At 69.2% G+C, this 21,017-nt stretch carries 21 protein-coding genes; 11 read left to right on the forward strand and 10 right to left on the reverse strand.

All coding sequences use genetic code 11. The features are described from left to right. Positions 1 to 28 precede the first annotated feature (28 nt). Complete coding sequence (locus tag AC1RRF_RS09955; RefSeq protein ID WP_492834280.1) at positions 29 to 2,143, forward strand: S9 family peptidase; 2,115 nt, start codon at positions 29 to 31, stop codon at positions 2,141 to 2,143. Positions 2,144 to 2,226: 83 nt separating this feature from the next. Beyond that, the gene (locus AC1RRF_RS09960) at positions 2,227 to 4,323 is read left to right on the forward strand and encodes a S9 family peptidase (RefSeq protein WP_492834281.1); all 2,097 of its coding nucleotides are present in this window, start codon (positions 2,227 to 2,229) and stop codon (positions 4,321 to 4,323) included. Positions 4,324 to 4,392: 69 nt separating this feature from the next. Here the strand turns inward: AC1RRF_RS09960 and AC1RRF_RS09965 are convergent, their stop codons facing one another. Further along, positions 4,393 to 4,698 carry a hypothetical protein gene (locus AC1RRF_RS09965; RefSeq protein ID WP_492834282.1) on the reverse strand — a complete coding sequence of 102 codons (306 nt, stop codon included), beginning with the start codon at positions 4,696 to 4,698 and terminating at the stop codon, positions 4,393 to 4,395. 179 nt (positions 4,699 to 4,877) lie between these two features. Here AC1RRF_RS09965 and AC1RRF_RS09970 point away from each other — a divergent pair, with 179 nt between their 5' ends. The 4 genes from AC1RRF_RS09970 (at position 4,878) to AC1RRF_RS09985 (ending at position 10,213) form a co-directional block, all read left to right on the forward strand. Further along, positions 4,878 to 6,911 (forward strand): AsmA family protein, encoded by a 2,034-nt coding sequence (locus AC1RRF_RS09970; protein WP_492834283.1) that lies wholly within the window; start codon positions 4,878 to 4,880, stop codon positions 6,909 to 6,911. A 31-nt stretch (positions 6,912 to 6,942) separates the two neighbouring features. Then, complete coding sequence (locus AC1RRF_RS09975) at positions 6,943 to 7,815, forward strand: alpha/beta hydrolase (protein WP_492834284.1); 873 nt, start codon at positions 6,943 to 6,945, stop codon at positions 7,813 to 7,815. A 67-nt stretch (positions 7,816 to 7,882) separates the two neighbouring features. Beyond that, positions 7,883 to 8,722 (forward strand): hypothetical protein, encoded by an 840-nt coding sequence (locus AC1RRF_RS09980; RefSeq protein WP_492834285.1) that lies wholly within the window; start codon positions 7,883 to 7,885, stop codon positions 8,720 to 8,722. Positions 8,723 to 8,767: 45 nt separating this feature from the next. After that, entirely contained in the window at positions 8,768 to 10,213 is a 1,446-nt protein-coding gene (locus AC1RRF_RS09985) for an AMP nucleosidase (RefSeq protein ID WP_492834286.1), read from the forward strand. Positions 10,214 to 10,230: 17 nt separating this feature from the next. On the opposite strand, the gene AC1RRF_RS09990 is transcribed toward AC1RRF_RS09985, so the two are convergent. Genes AC1RRF_RS09990 through AC1RRF_RS10015 form a run of 6 tightly spaced genes read right to left on the reverse strand, consistent with a single transcriptional unit; the run spans position 10,231 to position 15,055 of the window. Further along, a complete protein-coding gene (locus AC1RRF_RS09990; RefSeq protein ID WP_492311846.1) occupies positions 10,231 to 10,377 on the reverse strand; it encodes a hypothetical protein in 147 nt (48 codons plus the stop codon). Positions 10,378 to 10,428: 51 nt separating this feature from the next. Continuing rightward, positions 10,429 to 10,890 carry a phasin family protein gene (locus AC1RRF_RS09995; RefSeq protein ID WP_492834287.1) on the reverse strand — a complete coding sequence of 154 codons (462 nt, stop codon included), beginning with the start codon at positions 10,888 to 10,890 and terminating at the stop codon, positions 10,429 to 10,431. A 26-nt stretch (positions 10,891 to 10,916) separates the two neighbouring features. Further along, positions 10,917 to 11,666 (reverse strand): creatininase family protein, encoded by a 750-nt coding sequence (locus AC1RRF_RS10000; protein ID WP_492834288.1) that lies wholly within the window; start codon positions 11,664 to 11,666, stop codon positions 10,917 to 10,919. 55 nt (positions 11,667 to 11,721) lie between these two features. Next, positions 11,722 to 12,321 carry a TetR/AcrR family transcriptional regulator gene (locus AC1RRF_RS10005; protein ID WP_492834289.1) on the reverse strand — a complete coding sequence of 200 codons (600 nt, stop codon included), beginning with the start codon at positions 12,319 to 12,321 and terminating at the stop codon, positions 11,722 to 11,724. Beyond that, positions 12,321 to 13,916 (reverse strand): DHA2 family efflux MFS transporter permease subunit, encoded by a 1,596-nt coding sequence (locus tag AC1RRF_RS10010; RefSeq protein ID WP_492834290.1) that lies wholly within the window; start codon positions 13,914 to 13,916, stop codon positions 12,321 to 12,323. The genes AC1RRF_RS10005 and AC1RRF_RS10010 overlap by 1 nt, the downstream gene beginning before the upstream one ends. A 29-nt stretch (positions 13,917 to 13,945) precedes the next feature. Further along, positions 13,946 to 15,055: an HlyD family secretion protein gene (locus AC1RRF_RS10015; protein ID WP_492834291.1), complete on the reverse strand. Its 1,110-nt coding sequence runs from the start codon at positions 15,053 to 15,055 to the stop codon at positions 13,946 to 13,948. A 197-nt stretch (positions 15,056 to 15,252) separates the two neighbouring features. On the opposite strand from AC1RRF_RS10015, the gene AC1RRF_RS10020 reads away from it, so the two are divergent. Genes AC1RRF_RS10020 through nth form a run of 3 tightly spaced genes read left to right on the forward strand, consistent with a single transcriptional unit; the run spans position 15,253 to position 17,793 of the window. Beyond that, the gene (locus tag AC1RRF_RS10020) at positions 15,253 to 16,521 is read left to right on the forward strand and encodes a flavin monoamine oxidase family protein (protein WP_492834292.1); all 1,269 of its coding nucleotides are present in this window, start codon (positions 15,253 to 15,255) and stop codon (positions 16,519 to 16,521) included. A gap of 51 nt (positions 16,522 to 16,572) precedes the next feature. Beyond that, positions 16,573 to 16,992, forward strand: a complete 420-nt coding sequence (locus AC1RRF_RS10025; RefSeq protein WP_492834293.1) for a DUF3617 domain-containing protein — start codon at positions 16,573 to 16,575, stop codon at positions 16,990 to 16,992. Between the two features lie 51 nt (positions 16,993 to 17,043). Then, a complete protein-coding gene (gene nth, locus AC1RRF_RS10030) occupies positions 17,044 to 17,793 on the forward strand; it encodes an endonuclease III (RefSeq protein ID WP_492834294.1) in 750 nt (249 codons plus the stop codon). On the opposite strand, the gene AC1RRF_RS10035 is transcribed toward nth, so the two are convergent. Next, the gene (locus tag AC1RRF_RS10035) at positions 17,790 to 18,659 is read right to left on the reverse strand and encodes an ATP-grasp domain-containing protein (protein ID WP_492834295.1); all 870 of its coding nucleotides are present in this window, start codon (positions 18,657 to 18,659) and stop codon (positions 17,790 to 17,792) included. The two genes, nth and AC1RRF_RS10035, sit on opposite strands and share 4 nt — an antisense overlap. A gap of 159 nt (positions 18,660 to 18,818) precedes the next feature. On the opposite strand from AC1RRF_RS10035, the gene AC1RRF_RS10040 reads away from it, so the two are divergent. Then, positions 18,819 to 19,838: an adenosine kinase gene (locus tag AC1RRF_RS10040; RefSeq protein WP_492834296.1), complete on the forward strand. Its 1,020-nt coding sequence runs from the start codon at positions 18,819 to 18,821 to the stop codon at positions 19,836 to 19,838. Next, on the forward strand, positions 19,838 to 20,176 hold the full coding sequence (locus AC1RRF_RS10045) for a hypothetical protein (protein ID WP_492834297.1): 339 nt from the start codon (positions 19,838 to 19,840) through the stop codon (positions 20,174 to 20,176). The genes AC1RRF_RS10040 and AC1RRF_RS10045 overlap by 1 nt, the downstream gene beginning before the upstream one ends. Positions 20,177 to 20,201: 25 nt before the next feature. Here AC1RRF_RS10045 and AC1RRF_RS10050 read toward each other — a convergent pair whose 3' ends face one another. Together AC1RRF_RS10050 and AC1RRF_RS10055 are read right to left on the reverse strand one after the other, a co-directional pair. After that, complete coding sequence (locus AC1RRF_RS10050; RefSeq protein WP_492834298.1) at positions 20,202 to 20,768, reverse strand: Smr/MutS family protein; 567 nt, start codon at positions 20,766 to 20,768, stop codon at positions 20,202 to 20,204. After that, positions 20,765 to 21,013 carry a helix-turn-helix domain-containing protein gene (locus AC1RRF_RS10055; protein WP_492834299.1) on the reverse strand — a complete coding sequence of 83 codons (249 nt, stop codon included), beginning with the start codon at positions 21,011 to 21,013 and terminating at the stop codon, positions 20,765 to 20,767. The genes AC1RRF_RS10050 and AC1RRF_RS10055 overlap by 4 nt, the downstream gene beginning before the upstream one ends. Positions 21,014 to 21,017 lie beyond the last annotated feature (4 nt).

Raw genomic sequence — 21,017 nt, forward strand, 5'->3', positions numbered from 1 at the left:
ACGTGGAGGGGTGAAGATGGCGATCCGGATGGAACTTCTGGTCGGCGCGACGGTGCTGGCGCTCGGCGCTGGCGCGCTGCCGGCCATGGCCCAGACGCCAGCCCAGGCGCCGGCTCCGGCGAAAGCGCCGACCGCGACAGACGCCGCGCCTTCGACCCTGCCCACGGTGGCGGGCGGGCTCAGCCCCGGCCAGCTCGCGATGATGGAGCGGGCTTCCGACCCCCGCCTGTCGCCCGACGGCCGCCGCGTCCTCTACAACCTTCGCACCACCGACTGGGCGGGCAACCGCGGCGTCGGCGCCCTGTGGGTGATCGAGGCCGACGGGACCTCCCGGCGGCTGGCGGCGTCGGACGGCGGCGCGGCTTCCGGTCGCTGGGCCCCGGACGGGAACGGCGTCTACTTCCTGTCCAGCCGCGGCGGCTCCAACCAGGTCTGGCGCACGGATCGCGACGGCCAGGCGGCGACCCAGGTCACCAGCCTGCCGGTGGATGTCACCGCCTTCCGCCTGTCCGGCGACGGGCGGACATTGATCGTCGCCCTGCCGGTCTTCCTCGACTGCGCCGACCTGGACTGCACCCGCGACCGGCTGAAGGCGCAGGCCGCGCCGGGCTCGACCGTACGTGGCTTTGACCGCCTGCCGCTGCGGCCGTGGGACAGCTGGAACGACGGGCGGCGCAGCCATCTGTTCGCCCTGACCCTCAACGCCTCGGGCCTCGCGGCGGGAACGCCGCGCGACCTGATGAGCGGGCTGGACGGCGACACGCCCTCGCGGCCGCTCGGCGACGACAGCGAGTTCACGCTCTCGCCGGACGGAACCCGGCTGGTCTTCCAAACCCAGACGCAAGGCCGCACCGAGGCCCTGACCAACAACACCGACGTCTGGATGGTCCCGGTCGCCGGCGGCGCGCCCGTGAACTTGACGCAAGCCAACACGGCTCCCGATTCCAACGCGGTCTTCTCGCCCGACGGCCGCCGCCTCGCCTGGCTGGCCGGACGGCGGGAGAATATCTTTGGCGACCAGCCGGTGCTGATGATCGCCGACGCCGACGGCGCCAAAGCCCGGCCGTTGGCCGCCGACTGGGATCGCGGCGCGGCCGGCCTGCGCTGGCGGCCCGACGGTCAGGCGCTGTACGTGCTCGCCGCCGAGAACGGCCAGCAGAAGCTGTTCGAGATCAACGCCCGCACCGGCGCGGTCCGGGCGGTCACCGACCAGGGCACGGTGTCCGGGTTCGACGCCGTGGGCGACCGGCTGGTGCTGTCCCGCGAGACCTTCACCAGCCCGTCCCAGATCGTCGAGGCGGGCCGGGACGGCCTGAGCCCCCTGACCCGCCACAACGCCGATCTGCTGGCCGGGACCGACCTGCCGGCGGGCGAGAGCTTCAGCTTCCCCGGCTGGAACGGCGAGCCCGTACAGGGCTGGACCTTCAAGCCCGCCGGCTACGTCGAGGGCCGTCGCTACCCGGTCGTTTACCTGATCCATGGCGGACCCAAGTCGCCGTGGACCGACGGCTGGAGCTACCGCTGGAATCCGCAGATCTACACCGGCGCCGGATACGGGGTGGTGATGGTCAATTTCCACGGTTCGCCGGGCTTCGGACAGGCCTTCACCGACGCCATCAACGATCACTGGGGCGACCGTCCGCTGGAGGACCTGCAGAAGGGCTGGCAGGCGGCGCTGGACCGCAACGGCTGGATGGACGGCGGCCGCGCCTGCGCGCTCGGCGCTTCGTATGGCGGCTATATGATCAACCTGATCGCCGGACGCTGGAACGGGCCGTGGGCCTGCCTGGTCAACCACGCGGGTGTGTTCGACGTCGGCCAACTGATGAACGCCATGGACATCGGCAACTTCAGTTCCGAGTTCGGCGGCGCCTCTTGGGAGAAGCCGGAACTCTATCGCGCCTTCAGCCCCAACACCTACGTAGGCGACTGGTCCAAGCCCATGCTGGTGCTGCACGGCTCGCGCGACTTCCGGGTGCCGGTCGAACAGGGACTGGGGACCTTCTCGGCCCTGCAACGGCGCGGCATCGAGAGCCGTTTCGTGCATGTGCCAGACGAGAACCACTGGGTCCTGAAGCCGCGCAACTGGGTCGACTGGCAATCGGAAATCCTCGCCTGGACCGGCCACTACACGGCTGAGTGAGGCGACGGAGCACGACTTTCGCTGCGTTTCACGTGGTGCTACGCCAGCGGCCAAGTTGGCGATCAAGCCATGAGGAACCGCCCATGCGTCACCGCTCCCTGCTCTCGTGCGCCGTCGCCGCCATCGCGCTGGCGACCGCCGTCCCCGCCCTGGCCGAGGCGCCCGCCGCCTCCCCCGCTCCGGCGGCGTCCCAGGCGCGCGAAGCGTTCAACTACAACGACATGATCTCGGCCAACCGGCTGGGCGATCCGCAGGTGTCGCCGGACGGCCGCTGGGTCGTCTATTCAGTGACCACCACCGACGTGGCCGCCAACCGCCGCGCCGGCGCCCTGTTCGTGATCGACCTGCAGAACCCAGGTGAAGGCCGCCGCCTGGCCATCAACGAGGGCGGCGCCAACACCGCCCGCTGGGGTTCGGACGGCAAGCTGTACTTCCTCTCGGGCCGCTCGGGCTCGAGCCAGGTCTGGCGCGCCGAGGCCGACGGGACCGCCCCGGCGCAGGTCACCAACCTGCCGCTCGACGTGAACGCCTACCGCCTCAGCCCCGACGCCTCGCAGGTGGCCGTATCGCTGGCCGTCTTCCCGGAGTGCGAGACGCTGGCCTGCACGGTCGACCGCAACAAGGCGGTGGCCGACGATCCCTCCACCGGCCAGACCTATGACCGCATGTTCGTGCGCCACTGGGACACCTGGAACGACGGCACCCAGAACCACCTGTTCGTGGTTCCGACGGCCGGCGGGCGGGACCCGGTCTGGGTGACCCGCGGCTTCGACGGCGACACCCCCTCCAAGCCGTTCGGCGACGAGAGCGAGTTCACCTTCACCCCGGACGGCCAGGGCATCGTCTTCTCGGCCCGCGAGGCCGGCAAGTCCGAACCGTGGAGCACCAATTTCGACCTCTATCAGGTCGCCATCGCCGAGCCGGGCCGGCTGACCAACCTGACCGACGCCAACGACGCCTGGGACACCGGCCCCGTCTATTCGCCGGACGGCAAGACCCTGGCCTACCGCGCCATGGCCCGCCCGGGCTTCGAGGCCGACAAGTATGCGATCTTCCTGCGTGACGTGGCGACGGGCCAGACCCGCCAGATCGCCGCCGACTGGGATCGCTCTGCCGACACCCTGCAATGGTCCAAGGACGGCCGCACCCTCTACACCACCGCCGGCGACGTGGGTCAGACCCGCATCTTCGCCGTGGATGCGCGCAACGGGTCGGTCACGCCGATCACGGGCGAGGGCCATGTCTCCGCCTTCCAGCAGACGCCCTCGGGCTTCGTCTTCGCCCAGGACACTCTGACCCGTCCCAGCGAGCTGTTCGTCAAGACCTTCCGGGGTCGCGAAATGCCCGCCCGGATCACCAATGTGAACCCGCAACTGGACGCCAAGGCGTTCGGCGAGGCCGAGCAGTTCAACTTCCCGGGTTGGAACGGCGAGACGGTCCACGGCTATGTCATCAAGCCGGCCAACTACGTCGAGGGGCGGAAATACCCCGTCGCCTTCCTGATCCATGGCGGACCGCAGGGCTCGTTCGGCAACGGCTGGTCCTACCGCTGGAACCCCGAGACCTACGCCGGCGCCGGCTATGCCGTCGTCATGATCGATTTCCACGGCTCGACCGGCTACGGCCAGGCCTTCACCGACTCGATCAGCCAGCACTGGGGCGACCGCCCGTTCGAGGACCTGCAGAAGGGTTGGGCCGCCGCGCAGGCCAAGTACGGCTTCCTGGACGGCGACAACGCCTGCGCCCTGGGCGCCTCGTACGGCGGCTATATGATCAACTGGATCGCCGGCAACTGGCCGGGCGAGTTCAAATGCCTGGTCAACCACGACGGCGTCTTCGACATCCGCGGCATGGGCTACGGCACCGAGGAGCTGTGGTTCACCGAGTGGGAGTACGGCGGCACGCCGTACGAGAATCCGCAGGGCTATGAGCAGTTCAACCCGGTCCATCACGTGGCCAACTGGCGCGACCCGATGCTGGTGGTGCAGGGCGACCTGGACTACCGCATCCCCACCGCCCAGGGCCTGTCGACCTTCACGGCGCTGCAGCGTCGCGGCATCGACAGCCGCCTGCTGTTCTTCCCCAATGAGAACCACTGGGTGCTGAAGCCGGCCAACAGCCTGCAATGGCACAACGAGGTGTTCGGCTGGCTGGACAAGTATCTGAAGCCGGCGAACTGATCGCCGCTTCCGGGCAAGAGAAAGGGCGCTCCCGTCGGGAGCGCCCTTTTTTCTAGCGTGGTCCGTCTCTTATCGGGCTGTGCGGGCGTAGGTCGTGGCGGCGCTGACGTAGCGGGCATGCTCGATCGAGGTCATGCAGCGCGGGGTCGCCCAGGCAGGGTCGGACGGCTGCAGCGCCAGGGCTTCGCGGGCGGTGATGAAGACCGGCGCGGCGCCGTGCTCACGCGTGAACGCGCGGCGGGTGGCGGCGTCCGTGCCGCAGACCAGCACCGGCCGGGCCGTCGACGACTGGGCCGCGTCATGGGCGGCGGCGGGCAGGGCCGACAGGGCGGAAGCGGCGACCGCGAGGGCGGCAAGGGCGCGGATTGTGCGCATAGGAGTTCCTCCAGAACGCCTGAAATGCTCAGGACTCGGAGCGAATAATGCGCCAAACGCTGCGGATGTAAATGTTATGTGACGTTTGAAAGTATGAAATTTGACATACGGTCGAAACGCTGGCCCTGAGCCTTTCGGACCCCTCATGCGTTGTGCAGGCTTCAACGGAGCCGCGCCGCTTGCCCAACCCTTTGAAAGAAAAGCTGAACTGGACTGCTTTCCGCGACCGCGTCCTGGTTCCGGCGGGGGCCCGCGTGCGGGAATGGCGCGACAACGACCCCTTCATCGCCGCGGTCCGGTGTCCGGGCGCGGCCGAAAGGGCGGCGGCGGGGCTCACCGTGCTGCTGATCCTCGCCGTCGTGGCCTTCCTGATGCTGTTCGACTGGAACTGGCTGCGCGGCCCGATCGGCCGCTGGGCCTCGGCGAAATACGAGCGTGAGATCCAGCTGAACGGCGACCTGGACGTGAAGCTGTTCAGCTGGACCCCCTCGGTCCAGGTCCGCGACCTACGCGTCGGCGGTCCTGTCTGGGCGCGCGAGCGCGACACTCTGCGGGTCGCCGACGTGCAGGCCTCGGTGCGGCTGCGCACGCTCTTCGTGGGCCGGATCGAGATGCCCATGGTGGCCATCACCCGCCCTGAGGTGGTGCTGATCGCCACCCCGGACGGCCGTCAGAGCTGGAAACTGAACCCGGACAAACCCGACGACGGCCAGGGCCTGAAGCTGCCGCCAATCAACCGGTTGATCATCCGCGACGGCAGGGTCTCGCTCGATGAACAGCGCCGTAAGATCAGGCTGGAGGCCACCATCACCGCCCGGGAAAGTTCGGACGGCGACGCCGGTTTCAACCTTCAGGGCGATGGCACGATCAACGGCACGCCCCTGACGCTGGCGGTGCGCGGCGGACCGTTCATCAACATCCGCCGCGACCATCCCTACGGCTTCCAGGCCACCCTGTCGGGTGTCGGCTCGCGGTTGGAGGCGCGCGGCTCGATCACCCGCCCCTTCGACCTGGGCCAGTTCCGCTCGAGCCTGAGCCTTGAGGGCCGCGACCTGGCGGACCTCTACCTGCTGACCGGCATCACGACGCCGAACACCCCGCCCTATCGCCTGTCGGGGACCCTGACCCGCGACGACGCCAAATTCACCTTCAGCGACTTCACCGGACGGGTCGGGTCCTCGGACCTGTCCGGCGACCTCGTGGTCGACAAGGTCGGAGACCGCCGCCGCGTCGATGCGGTCCTGCACTCCCGCCTGCTGGACATCGACGATCTGGCCTCGGTGCTGGGGGGCCGGCCGACGGTGACTCCCACGGGCAATACGGTGATGACCTCCGGCACGCCCGGCCGCCTGCTCCCCGACGCCCCGTTGGCCGTCGAGCGGCTGCGCAGCATGGACGGGTCGCTGAGATACACCGCCGCCCAGGTGAAGCGGAACGAGCTGGACATCCGCAAGGTCGAGCTCGGCGCCGAACTGAAGGACGCCATTCTCGACCTCGACCCGGTCGCCTTCAACTTCAACCGCGGCGAACTGCGCGGCACGGCGCGGATCAACGCCAAGCGCGACACGCCCTACAGCGCCATCGACTTCCGCCTACGCGGCTATCCGCTGGAGTCCATCATCCCCACGCGCGGCGGCGCCCCGACCGTCACCGGAAGCGCCCTGGGCCGAGCGCGGCTGGAAGGCCCCGGCGCCTCGATCCATGACTTCGCCGCCGCCTCCAAGGGACAGGTCACCGTGGTCGTGCCGCAGGGTCGCATGCGCTCGGCCTTCGCCGAACTGCTGGGCATCAACGCCACGGCGGGCCTGTTCCGGCTGCTGGGTGGAGACGAGTCCACCACCGAAATCCGCTGCGGCGTCGCCGACTTCAACGTCGCCGGCGGGGTCGCCACCGCCCGCACCTTCGTCATCGACACCACCCCGGTTCTGGCCCAAGGCGCGGGGACCATCGACCTGGGCGCCGAGACCCTGAACCTGCGTATCGACGGCGAGACCAAGCAGGCGCGGCTGGTTCGGCTATGGTCTCCCATCGTGGTGCAGGGTCCGCTGACCGCGCCGCGCGCGAGCATCGACACCGGTTCGGTGGTGGCCCAGGCCGGTCTGGCGGGCATCCTCGGCGCTGTGGTCAACCCGCTGATCGCCCTACTGCCCTTCGTCGATCCGGGTCTGGCCGAGGACGCCAACTGCGGCGCGCTGATTTCTTCGGCCCGGTGAGCGTGGGCATCTTGGTCCGAAGCCCGTCTTCGTGCGTATCTGGCGCATGACCCGACGCGGCTTTCTCGTCCCCACCCTCGGCGCCCTGGCCGCCGCCTGCTCTCCCCTCGGCCTGCTGAACGGCCTGGGCCCGCGTGATGGAGGCGTGCGCCGCGCCGCGCACAACCTCTCCTATGGCCCCGACGACCGGCAGACGCTGGATGTTTGGACGCCCATCCCGCCCTCGACCGGCCCCCGCCCAGTGCTGGTCTTCTTCTACGGCGGCGGATGGTATGCGGGCGACAAGGACCTGTACGGCTGGGCGGCCCAGGCCCTCGCCGCGCGCGGCTTCGTGGTCGTGGTCCCCGACTACCGCCTCGTACCCGAGGTCCATTTCCCCGCCTTCGTCGAGGACGCGGCGGCGGCGACCGCCATGGCCGGACGGATCGCGGCGCAGTATGGCGGCGACCCGACCCGGCTGGGGGTCCTGGGCCATTCGGCGGGCGCCCATCTGGCCATGATGATCACCCTGGACCGCCGCTACATGGCCGCCGTCGAGGCGCCGGACCTGATCAAGGCGGCCGCCGGACTGGCCGGACCCTATGACTTCCTGCCGCTGGACACGCCGTCCTCGATCAACGCCTTCGGCCGCGCGCCGGACCTGACCCTGACCCAGCCGGTCTCCTTCGTCCGCGCCGACGCGCCGCCGATCTGGGCCGGGCACGGCGTGAACGACAAGGTCGTCCATGCCGAGGACACCACCATCCTGTGCGAACGGATGCATGCCGTCGGCGGTCGCTGCGAGGCCAAACTCTATCCCGGCCTGTCGCACGAGGACCTGATCGCGACCTTCTCGCCCCTGTTCCGCAAGAAGGCTCCAGTGCTGGAGGACGTCGTCGCCTTCTTCCACCGCGAACTGGGCTGAGTGTCAGACCGCGTCACTGGACGGCGACGGGGATCGGCGCATTCTGCGAGCAGGGAGAACCGCCGCCATGAAGATCGCCGCTCTGCTGGCCTCGAGCCTTGTCTGGGGCCTGTTGACCGCCGCCGCGCCGCAGGCCGGCCAGCGACAGGCCGAAGCCGCCTTCGCCGCCGCGCGGACGGTCAGCCCGACCCCGCTGCGGTTGGACATCGAGCGGCGGGAATGGCTCCAGGAGCGTGGATTCGAGAGCGCCGACATCGAAGAAACCGATGAGCGTTGGGCCGCGCGCTGGACCGCGTCCGCCCTGACCGACGCCCGGGTCCGCGCGCTCGCGGTCCGCGCCGCCGGCCTGCCGGACGCCTGCGTCGAGATCGGCCTGGACAACTGCACCACCTCCACCGGCGGCTATCTGAACATCGACGGGGAGCGCCTGATCTGGCAGCTCCAGAACGGTTTCACCCCGCAGGACGGCGGCGTCGCGGGCTATGTCCTGCTGACCGGCGGTGAACGCTTGCAGGCCCAGACTTGGGACCATGGGGGCATTCGGTACGAGCCGCCCCAAATCTTCCGCGTCGGGGATCAGGTCTATGTGGCCGTGGCCGGCGTCATTGCCGGCACCGGGGCGTACAACGCCGACGCCCTGTACCGCTTCACTCCGGGCGCAGATCATCCGCTGACCGAGATCGACAACGAAAGCTGGCGCGACACCGACCTGCCCGCCCGGCTGCCTACGGGCCTCGAAATCTGGAAGGGCGTCGCCTTCAACTACGACAGCCTGACCGCCCGGACCTCGCTGTGGACGCCCCACGATGGCAACTGCTGCCCGACCGGCGGCACGGCCACGCTGGAGTTCGAGATTCGCGGCGACCGGCTGGTCCTGACCCAATTGATCAAGGACGATGCGCCCTAAGCTCCGCCGTCTCGCCAAGGTCATGATCTTCCGCTAGGGGAGGTCATGACAAACACGATGACAGCACAGGCGGCGCTGGACCGCCTCGAAACCCTCTACAGCCAATCCGTCGCCAATCTTCGCGACGCCGTGAAGACCTTCCTCGCCACCGGCGAGCGTCCCGACGCCGAGGCGCGGGCCCAAGGCCTCTTCTCCTATCCCGAGCTTCGCGTCAGCTGGTTCGGCGACCGGCCGGCCAATCTGGCGACCCGCTCCTACGCCCGCCTTTCGCGGCAGGGCGTCTATTCCACCACCATCACTCGGCCCGACCTGTACCGTTCGTACCTGAACGAACAGCTCAATCTGCTCGAGGAAGACTACGGCGCGACCTTCGACGTCGGCCCGTCGGAACAGGAGATTCCCTTCCCCTATGTGCTGGACGGCTCGGACGTGGTGCTGGACGCCAGCATGACGGCGGCCATCGCGCGCTATTTCCCGACCACCGACCTGGCCCACATCGGCGACGAGATCTCCGACGGCCTGTTCGATCCGGCCGAGGACTTCCCGCTGTCGCAGTTCGACGGCCTGCGCACCGACTTCTCCCTGGCCCGGCTGCGCCACTACACCGGCACCCCGGTCGAGGACGTTCAGAACTACATCCTGTTCACCAACTACAACCGCTACGTCGACGAGTTCGTGCGGTGGGCGCTGGAGCAGATCAAGGATCCGAACAGTCTCTACGAGACCTTCTCCACCTCGGGCGGCGTGGTCGTCACCCGCGACACGCCGAACCCCGAGGCCGTCGTCGCCGACGCCGCGTGGAAGAAGCACCAGATGCCGGCCTATCACCTGACGGCGCCGGGCTGGAACGGGATCACCCTGGTCAACATCGGCGTTGGCCCGTCCAACGCCAAGACCATCTGCGACCACCTGGCCGTCACCCGCCCCCACGCCTGGATGATGATCGGCCACTGCGGCGGCCTGCGCCCCTCCCAGACCATCGGCGACTACGTCCTGGCCCACGCCTATCTACGCGACGACCACGTGCTGGACGCGGTGCTGCCGCCGGACATCCCGATCCCCTCGATCGCCGAGGTCCAGCGCGCCCTCTATGACGCGGCCAAGATCGTCTCCGGCGCGCCGGGCGAAGAGGTCAAGAAGCGTCTGCGCACCGGCACCGTCGTCACCACCGACGACCGAAACTGGGAGCTGCGCTATTCCAAATCGGCCCTGCGCTTTAACCAGAGCCGCGCCGTCGCCATCGACATGGAATCGGCCACCATCGCCGCCCAGGGCTATCGCTTCCGCGTGCCGTACGGGACGCTGCTGTGCGTGTCGGACAAGCCGCTGCACGGCGAGATCAAACTGCCGGGTCAGGCCAACCGCTTCTACGAGGGCTCCATTTCGGAACACCTCCAGATCGGCATCCAGGCCGTCGACCTGCTGCGCGCCGAGGGCAACCGCCTGCACTCACGCAAGCTGCGCGCCTTCGACGAGCCGCCGTTCCGGTAAGAATGGGCGACTAAGCCCTATTCGTCGTCACCGCCGAAGGCCTCTTCAACCTCCTCCTCGGTGATCCGTTTCGACGGATCGCCGGGCTGGTTCAGGTTCTGCTCTTCGGTGCCGTCGCCCATCATGCCGGGATGCGGGTCGGTCTTCTTGGGATCGTCAGCCATCTGGGCCTCCGTTGCTACGAAGGCGGAAGCCTTGGCCGCGCGACTCGTTCCCTACTTCCGGAGCCGTTTCGCATTGGCGGTGGCCGCCGCGTGGATCGGCTGCAGGGCGTCGGTCTGAAGCTTCATCAGGGCCGCGCCCATGGCCCAGCCGTCCTGCATCGAACGGGTCCAGGCGTTGGCCGCCCACAGCCCCTGGGCGGTCATCGCTTCGACCGGGGTGTTCGAGGTCATCACCGCATCGAAGGCCCGGCTGGCCGCCGCCGTCTCGCGCGCGGCCATGGTCTGCGCGGTCTGGGCCAGCGCCATCGCCCCCGTCATGCCCACGCGGGCGGACGCGGCCATGGCCTCGACCTTCTCGGAACTCATCAGGGACAGTTCGCGCATGTCGGCCTTCGCCGGATCGCGCAGGGCGTCCGCGACGATGCCCAGCCGCCGGGCGATCACATCGCCCGAGGCTTCCAGCAGTTCCTGTCCGGCGCGGGCGGCCCGCGCGGCCTCGTCAATGGGGCTCATACCGGGACCGTGCGCTTCGCCGGAGGTTACGGCAACACTTCGTTCGAGAAGTCGGCCACGTCGGCCAGCAGGGCCGGGACCGCCGCGTCGATGATGGTCTGGCCGTGCTCGGGGCTGGCCAGCGCCGGATCGGAGCCGATGCGGCCGTCCGGGAAGCGCGCCCGATAGTCCAGCGCGTCGCGGATCGGGCCGCTCGGCGCGATCTTGGGGCTGTAGTCCGCCGTCTTGATCCGGTCCGGATAGGCGGCCTGGGTCACGGCGATCTCGGACGGTGTGGCGTGCATGCCGTGGCCCACGGGGAACAGGCGGTTGCACAGGCTGTGCACCCCCGGCAGGTCCCACCAGTTGCGCAGCTTCAGCACGAAGGGCGGACGCTCCTCCACGAAGCTCCACTCGGCGTAGATCTCGGCGAAGGTGGCCTCGATGGTCGCGACATTGCCGCCGTGGCCGTTGAGGAAATAGATCCGCTCAAAGCCGTGCCGCTGCAGCGACATCACCCAGTCGGTGATCGCCGCCATGAAGGTCGAGGGGCGCAGCGAGATGGTGCCCGCGAAGGCCAGATGATGCTGGGCCATGCCGATGTTGAAGGTCGGCGCCACAACCAGCTGTTCGTCAGCCTTCTCGGCCGCATGGGCGATGATCTCGGGGCACAGCCAATCGGTGCCCAGCAGGCCCGTCGGCCCGTGCTGTTCATTGGAGCCGATCGGCACGACCACGGTCTTGGTGGTCTTCAGCCGGGCGTCGATCTCGGGCCAGGACGACAGATGGATCAGCATGGGCGCGCTCGCGGATAGGGGAACAGGCGCGGTCTACACCCATCCTCCGCCGCCGTCATTCCGGGGCGAAGGCCCTCAGGAAGCGGCGGGTCACCTCGGCGGCCCGGCGGTCGCGGTCGATCGGCGGATGCGGCACGCCCAGCACGCTGCGCAGGTGGCCATGGCCCAGCACCATGCCCGTGAACATCTCCGCGGCGTAGTCGGGGTCGGGCACCGACAGCACGCCCAGTCGATCCTGCTCGGTCAGCCAGGCCGAGATCTTGCGCAGGCTTTCGCCTGGACCGGCGTCATAGATGGCTCGGGCCACGTCCGGCGCGTGCGGCGACATCAGCACCACCCCGCGCATCGAGGCCTTGGCGCCGTCATTGCCGCAGATCTTGTCGAGCAGCAGACCGGCCAGCGTCCGCAGCACGGTCTCGGCGTCGCCGCCCGAGCGCAGCGGCGCGCTGATCGCATCCGACCGGCGCGAGGCCAGCGCCCGGCCCATCTCCACCTTGGAGGGGAAGCGGTTGTACAGGGTCTGGCGCGACACCCCGGCCCGGCGGGCGATGGCGTCCATCGACACCGCCGCGCCCTTTTCGGCGAACAGCGCCTGCGCGGCCTCCAGGATGGCCTCGGTCTTGGTCTCGTCGACCTGTCCGACAACGCGAGGCATCAGTGGGCGTCCGAGGCCGCGGGCGGCGCGCCCGCCTGCGGCTTCACCGGCTTGGCCAGCAGGGTGACGAAGGCCGCGAAGGCGCAGCCGATGGCGAGCATGGCGAAGGCGTCGCCGAAGGCCAGCGTCGTCGCCTGCAGCTGCAGCATGCCGTAAACCGCCTTCATCGAGGCGCCGGCGGGATCGATCGAGCCCGCGAACCGCTCCTGCATCCCCGCCAGCATGCCCGCCATGCCCGCATTGGTGTTCTGGATGTTCTGGGTCAGCTCGCTCATGTGCAGGGCGGTATTGGTCGTCAGCGAGGTGTTCAGCAGGGCCAGGCCCACCGCCCCGCCGACGTTGCGGAACAGGTTCACCAGCCCCGAGGCGTTTTTCACCATGTGCGGCGGCAGGGTCGACATGGTCACCTGCTGCGAGGCGATCATGGCGATCATCACGCCGACGCCGCGCAGGGCCTGAACCCCCGCGAACTCCCAGAAGCCCCACTGATCGGTCACCGCATGGGCGTCCCACATGCCCCAGGCGCACATCATGAAGCCGCCGAACATCAGGATGCGCGGATCAACGGCCCGCACCAGACGGCCGGCGAAGGGACCGGTGGCGAACATGGCCAGGCCCGACACCACCATCGTCGTGCCGACCTCGGCCGCCGAATAGTGGCGCACCCGCCCCAGGAACAGCGGCAGCAGGAAGGTCCCGCCGAACAGGGCCAGGCCGACGGTGAAGGTCATCACGACGCCGACGAAGAAGTTGCGGTTGGCGAACGCCCGCAGCTCCACGATCGGGTTGTAGTAGGTCAGGGTCCGCCAGATGAAGGCGGGTCCGGTGACAGCGACGACGACGGCGAGCAGCAGGATGTGGTCGTCGGCGAACCAGTCGTTCTTGGCTCCCTCCTCCAGCACGAACTGCAGGCTCATCAGGAAGGTCGCCATCAGGCCCAGGCCGAACCAGTCGAAGCCCTTGGACAGTGACGGGTCGCCCTTGTCGAAATTGGCGTAGCGGCTGACCAGGAACAGCACCAGCATGCCCGGAGGCACGTTGATGAAGAACAGCCAGCGCCAGCTGAGCTGTTCGGTCAGGTGGCCGCCCAGCGTCGGCCCGATGGTCGGAGCCAGGGTCACGATCAGGCCCATGATCACGCTGGCCGTCACGCGTTGCGCGGGCGGGAAGGCCGTGAAGGCCACCGCGAAGACGGTCGGGATCATCGCCCCGCCGACGAAGCCCTGGATGGCGCGGAAGAAGATCATCTGCTCGACCGAGCCGGACAGGCCGACCGCGACGCTCATCAGGATGAAGCCCGAACAGGACAGCAGGAAGACCCGCTGCGTCCCCCATAGCCGCGACAGGTATCCCGAAAGAGGGATCATCACGACCTCGGGGATCAGATAGGCGGTCTGGATCCAGCTGATCTCGTCCGCCGAGGCGCCCACGCCCGCCTGGATCTGCGGCAGGGACGAGGCGACGATCTGGATGTCCAGGATAGCCATGAACTGGCCGATCACCATGCCGGCGAAGCCGAGCAGGAGGATCGTCCAATTGACCTGCGGCGCCGCGGGGGCGGGCGCCGAAGTCTGTGCGACGGACTGGGACGTCATGGTTCAACCTTCCCCATGAGGGGAGAAAATCACTGCGCCGTGGCTGTCGGGGCGGCGGCGGTCTGGATCGTGCCGGCGGCGGATTCGGCGAAGGTCAGGCCGCCTTCGCTCTTCAGATCGACCTTGACCTCGACCGACAGACCGGGCCGCAGGGCCGCGCCTTCGCGACGGTCGACCCGGATGCGAACCGGAATCCGTTGGGTGATCTTGGTGAAGTTGCCGGTGGCGTTCTCGACCGGGATCAGGGCGAACTCCGAGCCGGTGGCCGGAGCGAAGCTGTCGATATGGCCGACCAAGGGCTCGCCCTTGAAGGCGTCGGCCTTGATCTCGACCGTCTGGCCGATGCGCAGGCGGCCCAGCTGGGTCTCCTTGAAGTTGGCCACCACATAGGTGTCGCCCAGCGGCACGATCGACAGAATGGTCCCACCCGGCCGGACATACTGGCCCACGCGCACGCCCCGCGCACCCACCACGCCGGCGACGGGCGCGCGGATCACCGTGCGCTCCAGGGCGATGCGGGCCTTGTCGACCGAGGCGCGGGCCTGTTCGACCGAGGCGACCGACTGTTCGCGGGTCGAGCCCAGCACGCCGGCGGCGCGCTGTTCAGCGACCAGCGCGGCCTGGGCTTCGGCGACGCTGGCCTGCGCGGTGCGCACGCCCGCCTGCTCGCTCTCGATGCGTTGCTGCGAGACCCAGCCCTTCTCGGCCAGTTGGCCATAGCGATTGACCTGCTGGCGGGCGAGGTCGGCCTGGGCCTGGGCCTGGGCCACCGAAGCGGCGCGGCTGGCGATCATGGCCTGTTCCTGCTGGGCGCGGGCGTCGACGTTCGTCACGCCGGCCTGCAGAGCGACCAGATTGGCCTCGGCCTGGGCCAGGTTGGCCTTGGCGTCGGCGTCGTCCAGGCGGATCAGCACCTGTCCAGCCTCGACGCGTTGGTTGTCGGCGACCAGCACCTCGACCACATAGCCCTCGATCTGCGGGCTCACCTCGGTGGTGTCGGCCTGAACGAAGGCGTTGTCGGTGGCCTCCCACCGCTGCTTGCCCTGCCACCACACGACCCCGCCCACGATCAGGGCGAGGCCCACGACCGCGGCGACGATCAGGGGCAGGCGTTTCTTGACGGCGGGATTCAGGGCCATGTGCGGAAATCTCGAGTGGAGGCGTTCGGGGAGGAACGAGCGCATAAATGGACACAAACGTCTAAAAATCAACTCCGCTCTTTTCGGCGCCGCAACACGTGATGTTTCGATGTGTGATCCGGACCTCCCGGAGAACGGCGCCTTGAAGCTTTGCGCCGCTTCGGCGACAGGTCGCATACCCATCCGTCAGGACCGCGATGACCGATATCCTCCCCGCCTCCGTCGATGTCGCCATCATCGGCGCCGGCGCGGCCGGCCTCGCCGCCGCCCGCGCCCTGTCAGGCCGCCCGCTGACCGTCGCCGTGCTGGAGGCGCGGGACCGCGTCGGCGGTCGCGCCTGGACCGCGCCGTTCGAGGGCGAAGGCCTCGACATGGGCTGCGGCTGGCTGCACTCCGCCGACGAGAACCCGCTCGCCGCCCTGGTCGAGCCCACGGGCCTGACCGTCGATCGCACCCCGCCGCCGTGGCAGAATCAGGCCTTCGGCCATGAAGTCACATCGACCGAACAGGCCGAGTTCCGCGCCGCCTTCGACGCCTTCGACGACCGGATCGCCGAGGCCGCCGCCCGCGGTCAGGAAGGCCCGGCTTCGACCCTGCTGGAGCCGGACTGCCGATGGAATGGCCGCATGGACGCCATCTCCGGCGCCCTGAACGGCGCGCGCTTCGCCGAGGTCTCCATCCTCGACTACGACGCCTATCGCGACACAGGGATCAACTGGCGGGTGCGCGAAGGCTATGGCCGCCTGATCGAGACCCTGGGCCGCCCGATCCCGGTGGTCACGGGTTGCCCGGTGCGCCGGATCGACCGGTCGGGACCCGTGCTGCGGCTCGAAACCGACCGGGGCGTGGTCGAGACCCGCACCGTCATCGTCACCGTTCCCACCGACCTGATCGCGCGCGGGACCCTGCGTTTCGACCCGCCCCTGCCCGATCTGGTCGAGGCCGCGACCTATGTGCCGCTGGGATTGGCCTCCAAGATGCATATTACTGTCGCCAGAGCCGAGGACTTCCCGCCTGACAGCCAGCTGTGGGGCCGTCGCGACACCGGCGACACCGGCGGCTATCACCTGCGCCCCTTCGGCCGCCCGATGATCGAGGGCTACTACGGCGCCGATCTGGCCCGGGGACTGGAAGCCGAGGGGCAGGCCGGCTTCTTCGCCTTCGCCGTGGAGGAGCTGGTGCACCTGCTCGGCTCGGACATGCGCAAGCGGCTGGCCCCGGTCGTGGCCACCATGTGGGGCGCCGACCCCTGGTCGCACGGCGCCTACTCCCACGCCATGCCGGGCCACGCGGGCGACCGCCGCAAGCTCAAGGCCCCGATCGAGAACCGCATCTTCCTCGCCGGCGAAGCCACCGCCGAGGCCTTCTACGGCACCGCTCACGGCGCCTGGATGGAAGGCGAACGCGCGGCGCGGGAGGCGCTGGCGGCCCTGGAGCTCGAGGATTCCCGCGCGGACGAGGGGTAGGATTTTCGAAAGAGGCTCCGGTGCAATTGGCCTGAAACCGGAGACGCGGCGATGTTCAGATCCGTCCTCACGATCACGTTGGCCGCCTTGGCGCTGACCGGATGCGGCGGCGGCGGAGAACCCGTTCGGCCGGGCGAATGGGAGATCACCAGAACCGCCGGTGCACCCAATGGCCGCCAGACGGACCAATCCACATCGAAGCGCTGCTTCCGCGAAACCCAGGGCGACCCCACCCGCGACATCGTCCTGAAGCTGGTCGGTCGCGACAGCTGCGAACACGATAAGGTGCGAATCGGCGGCGGCCGGATCGGCGGCGTCCTGCAATGTCCGGAGTTCTACGGCTTTTCGGCTCACGAGGAACCAGTCAGGGGGCGCTACTCCGCCGACGCCATCGAGCTGACAGTCGATATGCCGATCTTCGGACATGTGCTGAGACAAAGCGTGGCGGCGAAACGGGTCGGCGAGTGCTGATCATCGCCGCGGCGACTTGACCCCCGCGACCGAACTCTGGCCTTGGAGCCGATGGCCAGATCCACGCCCCCAAAAGCCCGCTCCGGCAAGCCCGCCTCCAAACGCCCCGCCGTCATGACCGGCGCGGCCATTCCGATGCTGCGCTGGCCGCCGGACGAGGACCGGGTCGAGACCATCTTCGAGCGGCTGTCGGCGGTCATGCCGGACCCGAAGACCGAGCTGAACTACTCCAACCCCTTCACCTTCGTCGTGGCCGTCGCCCTCTCGGCCCAGGCCACCGACGTCGGGGTCAACAAGGCCACGGACAAGCTGTTCAAGGTCGCCGACACGCCCGAGAAGATGCTGGCGCTCGGGGAGGAGGGCCTGATCCCCTACATTTCCTCGATCGGCCTGTATCGGGGGAAGGCGCGCAACGTCATCGCGCTGAGCCGCATCGTGCTGGAGCAGCACGGGGGCGAAATCCCTCTGACCCGCGAGGCGTTGCAGGCTCTCCCCGGCGTCGGCCGCAAGACCGCCAGCGTCGTGCTCAATGAAATGGGCGTCGAGCCCGCCATCGCCGTCGACACTCATGTGTTCCGCGTCTCGCACCGCCTCGGCCTGGCCAACGCCGGCACCCCCGACAAGGTCGAGGCCCAGTTGCACCTCATCGTGCCCGATGAGTGGCTGCCCAAGGCCCACCACTGGCTGATCCTGCACGGCCGCTACACCTGCACGGCCCGCAAGCCGAAATGCTCGAGCTGCGTGATCAGCGACCTGTGCCCGTCGCGTGCGGGTCTCCAGGCGCTGGGCGAAGCGGCCTAGAGCGCCGCCCGCACCGCTTCCGCGAACCGCGCCCCGCCTTCGGGCGCCGAGCCCAGATAGAAGTCCGGCTCGATCAGTTCGGCCTCCATCAGCAACCATTGACCGTCCGGTCCCGGGGCCATGTCGATGCGGGCGTAGAGCAGATCCTCGCCGATGGCCGCCAGCGTCGCCTCGGCCAGCGCCAGCGCGCCCGCCGGCGGCTCCGGCAGGGCGACGTACTGCCCGCCGAACTGCACCTGAATGCGGAAGTCGCCGTTCACGGGCCGCTTGTTGACCACGTGACTCAGCCGGCCGCCGAAGAACAGCAGGCTGGTCTCGCCTTCCGTTTCGATCGACGGAAGATAGGGCTGGATCATCGCCGGCCCCTCGGGCGCGTCCCGCATCGTCTCGCCCCGCGTCAGCCGCAACGTCTTCCACGCTCCGCCCGAGACGCGCGGCTTGACCACCACCACGTCGGTCCCGAAGCGGTCGAAGGCGGCGTCCACGTCCGCCTGGGTCACGCCCTCGACCCAGACCGTGTCCGGCATGGCCACGCCCTTGTCGGCCAGGCGGCCCAGATAGCTCTTGTCCGAGTTCCAGCCGATCACCGACGCCGGGTTGCGCATCGTCACCCCCGCCGCCTCCCAGGTCCGGCAGGCCTGCATCCAGCGTCCGTGATCGCGGTGATAGCCCCATACGATCAGCGGCAGCACCAGCGGATAGGCGGTCAGGCCCGAGGCGTCCGTGATGTGGTCGGTCCACGGCGTCGGCTCGACGGTGACCTCCGCCGCCGCCAGCGCCTGGGACAGCCGCTCCAGCACGCCCGGCCACTGCCCGGCGTATGAGGGATCGGCGGGATCGGGGGTCAGGACGGCGATACGGGTCATGCGGCCGGTGATAGCGGGGCCTCTCAGGGGTGAGTAGTGCCATTGAGCAAGAAGTGACCCGGTTCGCGCCGCAGCCGAGGGCGTCCGCTCACCACGCGCTCACTCGCACGCCCCATCCGGCCCCTCGCCAAACCCCGTCCGGACCGCTATGGCGCGCCCATGACCCAGAACCCCACCTATGACGTCATCGCCGTCGGCAACGCCATCGTCGACGTCCTGGCCCCCTGCGAGCCCGCCTTCCTGGACGCCCAGGGCCTGATCGTCGGCTCGATGCAGCTGGTCGATGCGAACCGCAGCGCCGCCCTCTACGCCGCCATGGCGGCGGGGGTCGAAGCCTCGGGCGGGTCGGCGGGCAACACCGTCGCGGGCGTCGGCAGCTTCGGCGGCCGCGCGGCCTATATCGGCAAGGTCGCCGACGACCAGCTGGGCGGCGTCTTCACCCATGACATCCGGGCCGTGGGCGTCCACTTCGAGACCCCGCCGCTCAAGGACGGCGCCGCGACCGGCCACGCCACCGGCGTGTGCATGATCAACGTCACCGCCGACGGCCAGCGCACCATGTGCACCTTCCTGGGCGCCGCCAACCAGCTGACGGTCGCCGACATCGACGCCGACCTGATCGGCGCCTCGGCCATCGTCTATCTGGAAGGCTATCTGTTCGACCCGGCTCCGGCCCGCGCCGCCTTCGAGGCCGCCGCCGCCGCCGCCCACGCGGCGGGCCGCAAGGTCGCCATCACCCTGTCGGACAGCTTCGTCGTCCACCGCTGGCGGGCGGAGCTCCTGGCCTTCATCGAGGCCTCGGCGGACATCGTCCTGGCCAACGAGGCCGAGCTGGCCGCCCTGTTCGAGACGGATGACTTCGACGCCGCCGCCGAACGCCTCGCCTCAATGGTTGATGTGGCCGCCGTCACACGCGGCGCCGAGGGCTCGGTCGTCATCTCGGGGGACCAACGCGTCGCCGTCGCCGCCGTCGCGGTCGAGAAGGTCGTCGACACCACCGGCGCCGGCGACCAATACGCCGCCGGCCTGCTGCTGGGCCTCGCCCGCGGCCTGTCGCTGGAGGATTCCGGCAAGCTCGGCTCCCTCGCCGCCGCCGAGGTCATCGCCCATTGGGGCCCGCGCCCGATGGCGAAGCTGGAGGAACTGGCTGAGTTGGCCGGACTGACGCTTCGGGCCTGATGAAAATCATCCAGGTCATCGATGGCGCGGACAACGCCACCTTCAGCCTGTTCCAGGCCACCGAAGAGGAGTTCGCCCTCCTCTTTCCCGGCGAGGGACAGGACATGGCCTTGAGTGAGGATATCGAGACCTACGCGCATGCCGATCAGGCCTTCGCCGCGCTTCAGAACATCTGGGAGCGCCCGATCCTGAAGCGGGACGCCCACGGCCTGCACGGCACGCTCTTCTATGAGAATGAACGTCGCCGGCCATACATCCCGGCCAGCCGCCGCGAGGTAGATACGCCTGAAGGTGGTCTCAACACCGCACAGCGCGCCCTGTTCGCCAAGCATCGCTAGGCCTCGTCGCAGGCCGAGGGGCGGGTCAGTTCCGCCGGATCGTCACATACAGCGCGCCGTCGCCGCCGTGGTGGCGCGCGGCGGGGGCGAAACCCGACACCACGGTCCTCAGCCCCGGCGCCTGCAGCCACTCATGCACCGAGGCGCGGATGACGCCGGTTCCGCCGCGACGGCCCTGGCCGGTGACCACCAGCACTGAGCGGTAGCCGCGCGCCTGCGCGCCCATCAGGAAGGCGGTCAAGGCGTCCTGGGCCTGGAAGCGTCCATAGCCGTGCAAGTCGATCTTCGCCTCGATCGGATCGCGCTCTCGCGACAGGCGGCGCTTGCGGCGCGGCTCTAATTCCTCGGGCAGGCCCCGACCGCGCGGCGCGGACGACGGCGCGACGGACGCCGGGGGACCGGGCCGGGGCGGCTTGATGAATTTCGGCGGCGTTTTCGTCGGAGCCTTCGGATGGGGTGCGGCGGGCGGATCGACCTCCACCGCTCCGGGCGTGACCCGCAGGGCCTTCTTGGCGACCTTCTCCTTCACCGAGCCCGAGACCCGGGCCCAGATGCGGCGGTCTTCAGGGCTCAGGTCGGCCCGGCGGCTCATGAGGTTCCGTCGGCGTCCTCGTCGGAGCCGAGATCCTGCGGCCCCGGCGACCAGGCCAGCAGGTCGCCCGGCTGGCAGTTCAGCTCGCGGCACAGGGCGTCCAGGGTGGTGAAGCGGATGGCGCGCGCCTTGCCGGTCTTCAGGATCGACAGATTGGCCAGGGTCACGCCCACGCGATCAGCGAGCTCGGTCAGCGACATGCGCCGTTCGACGAGGATGCGGTCAAGCTGGACGCGGATGGCCATGGGG

The organism is Brevundimonas sp. GW821-FHT12C05 (genome assembly GCF_058807475.1).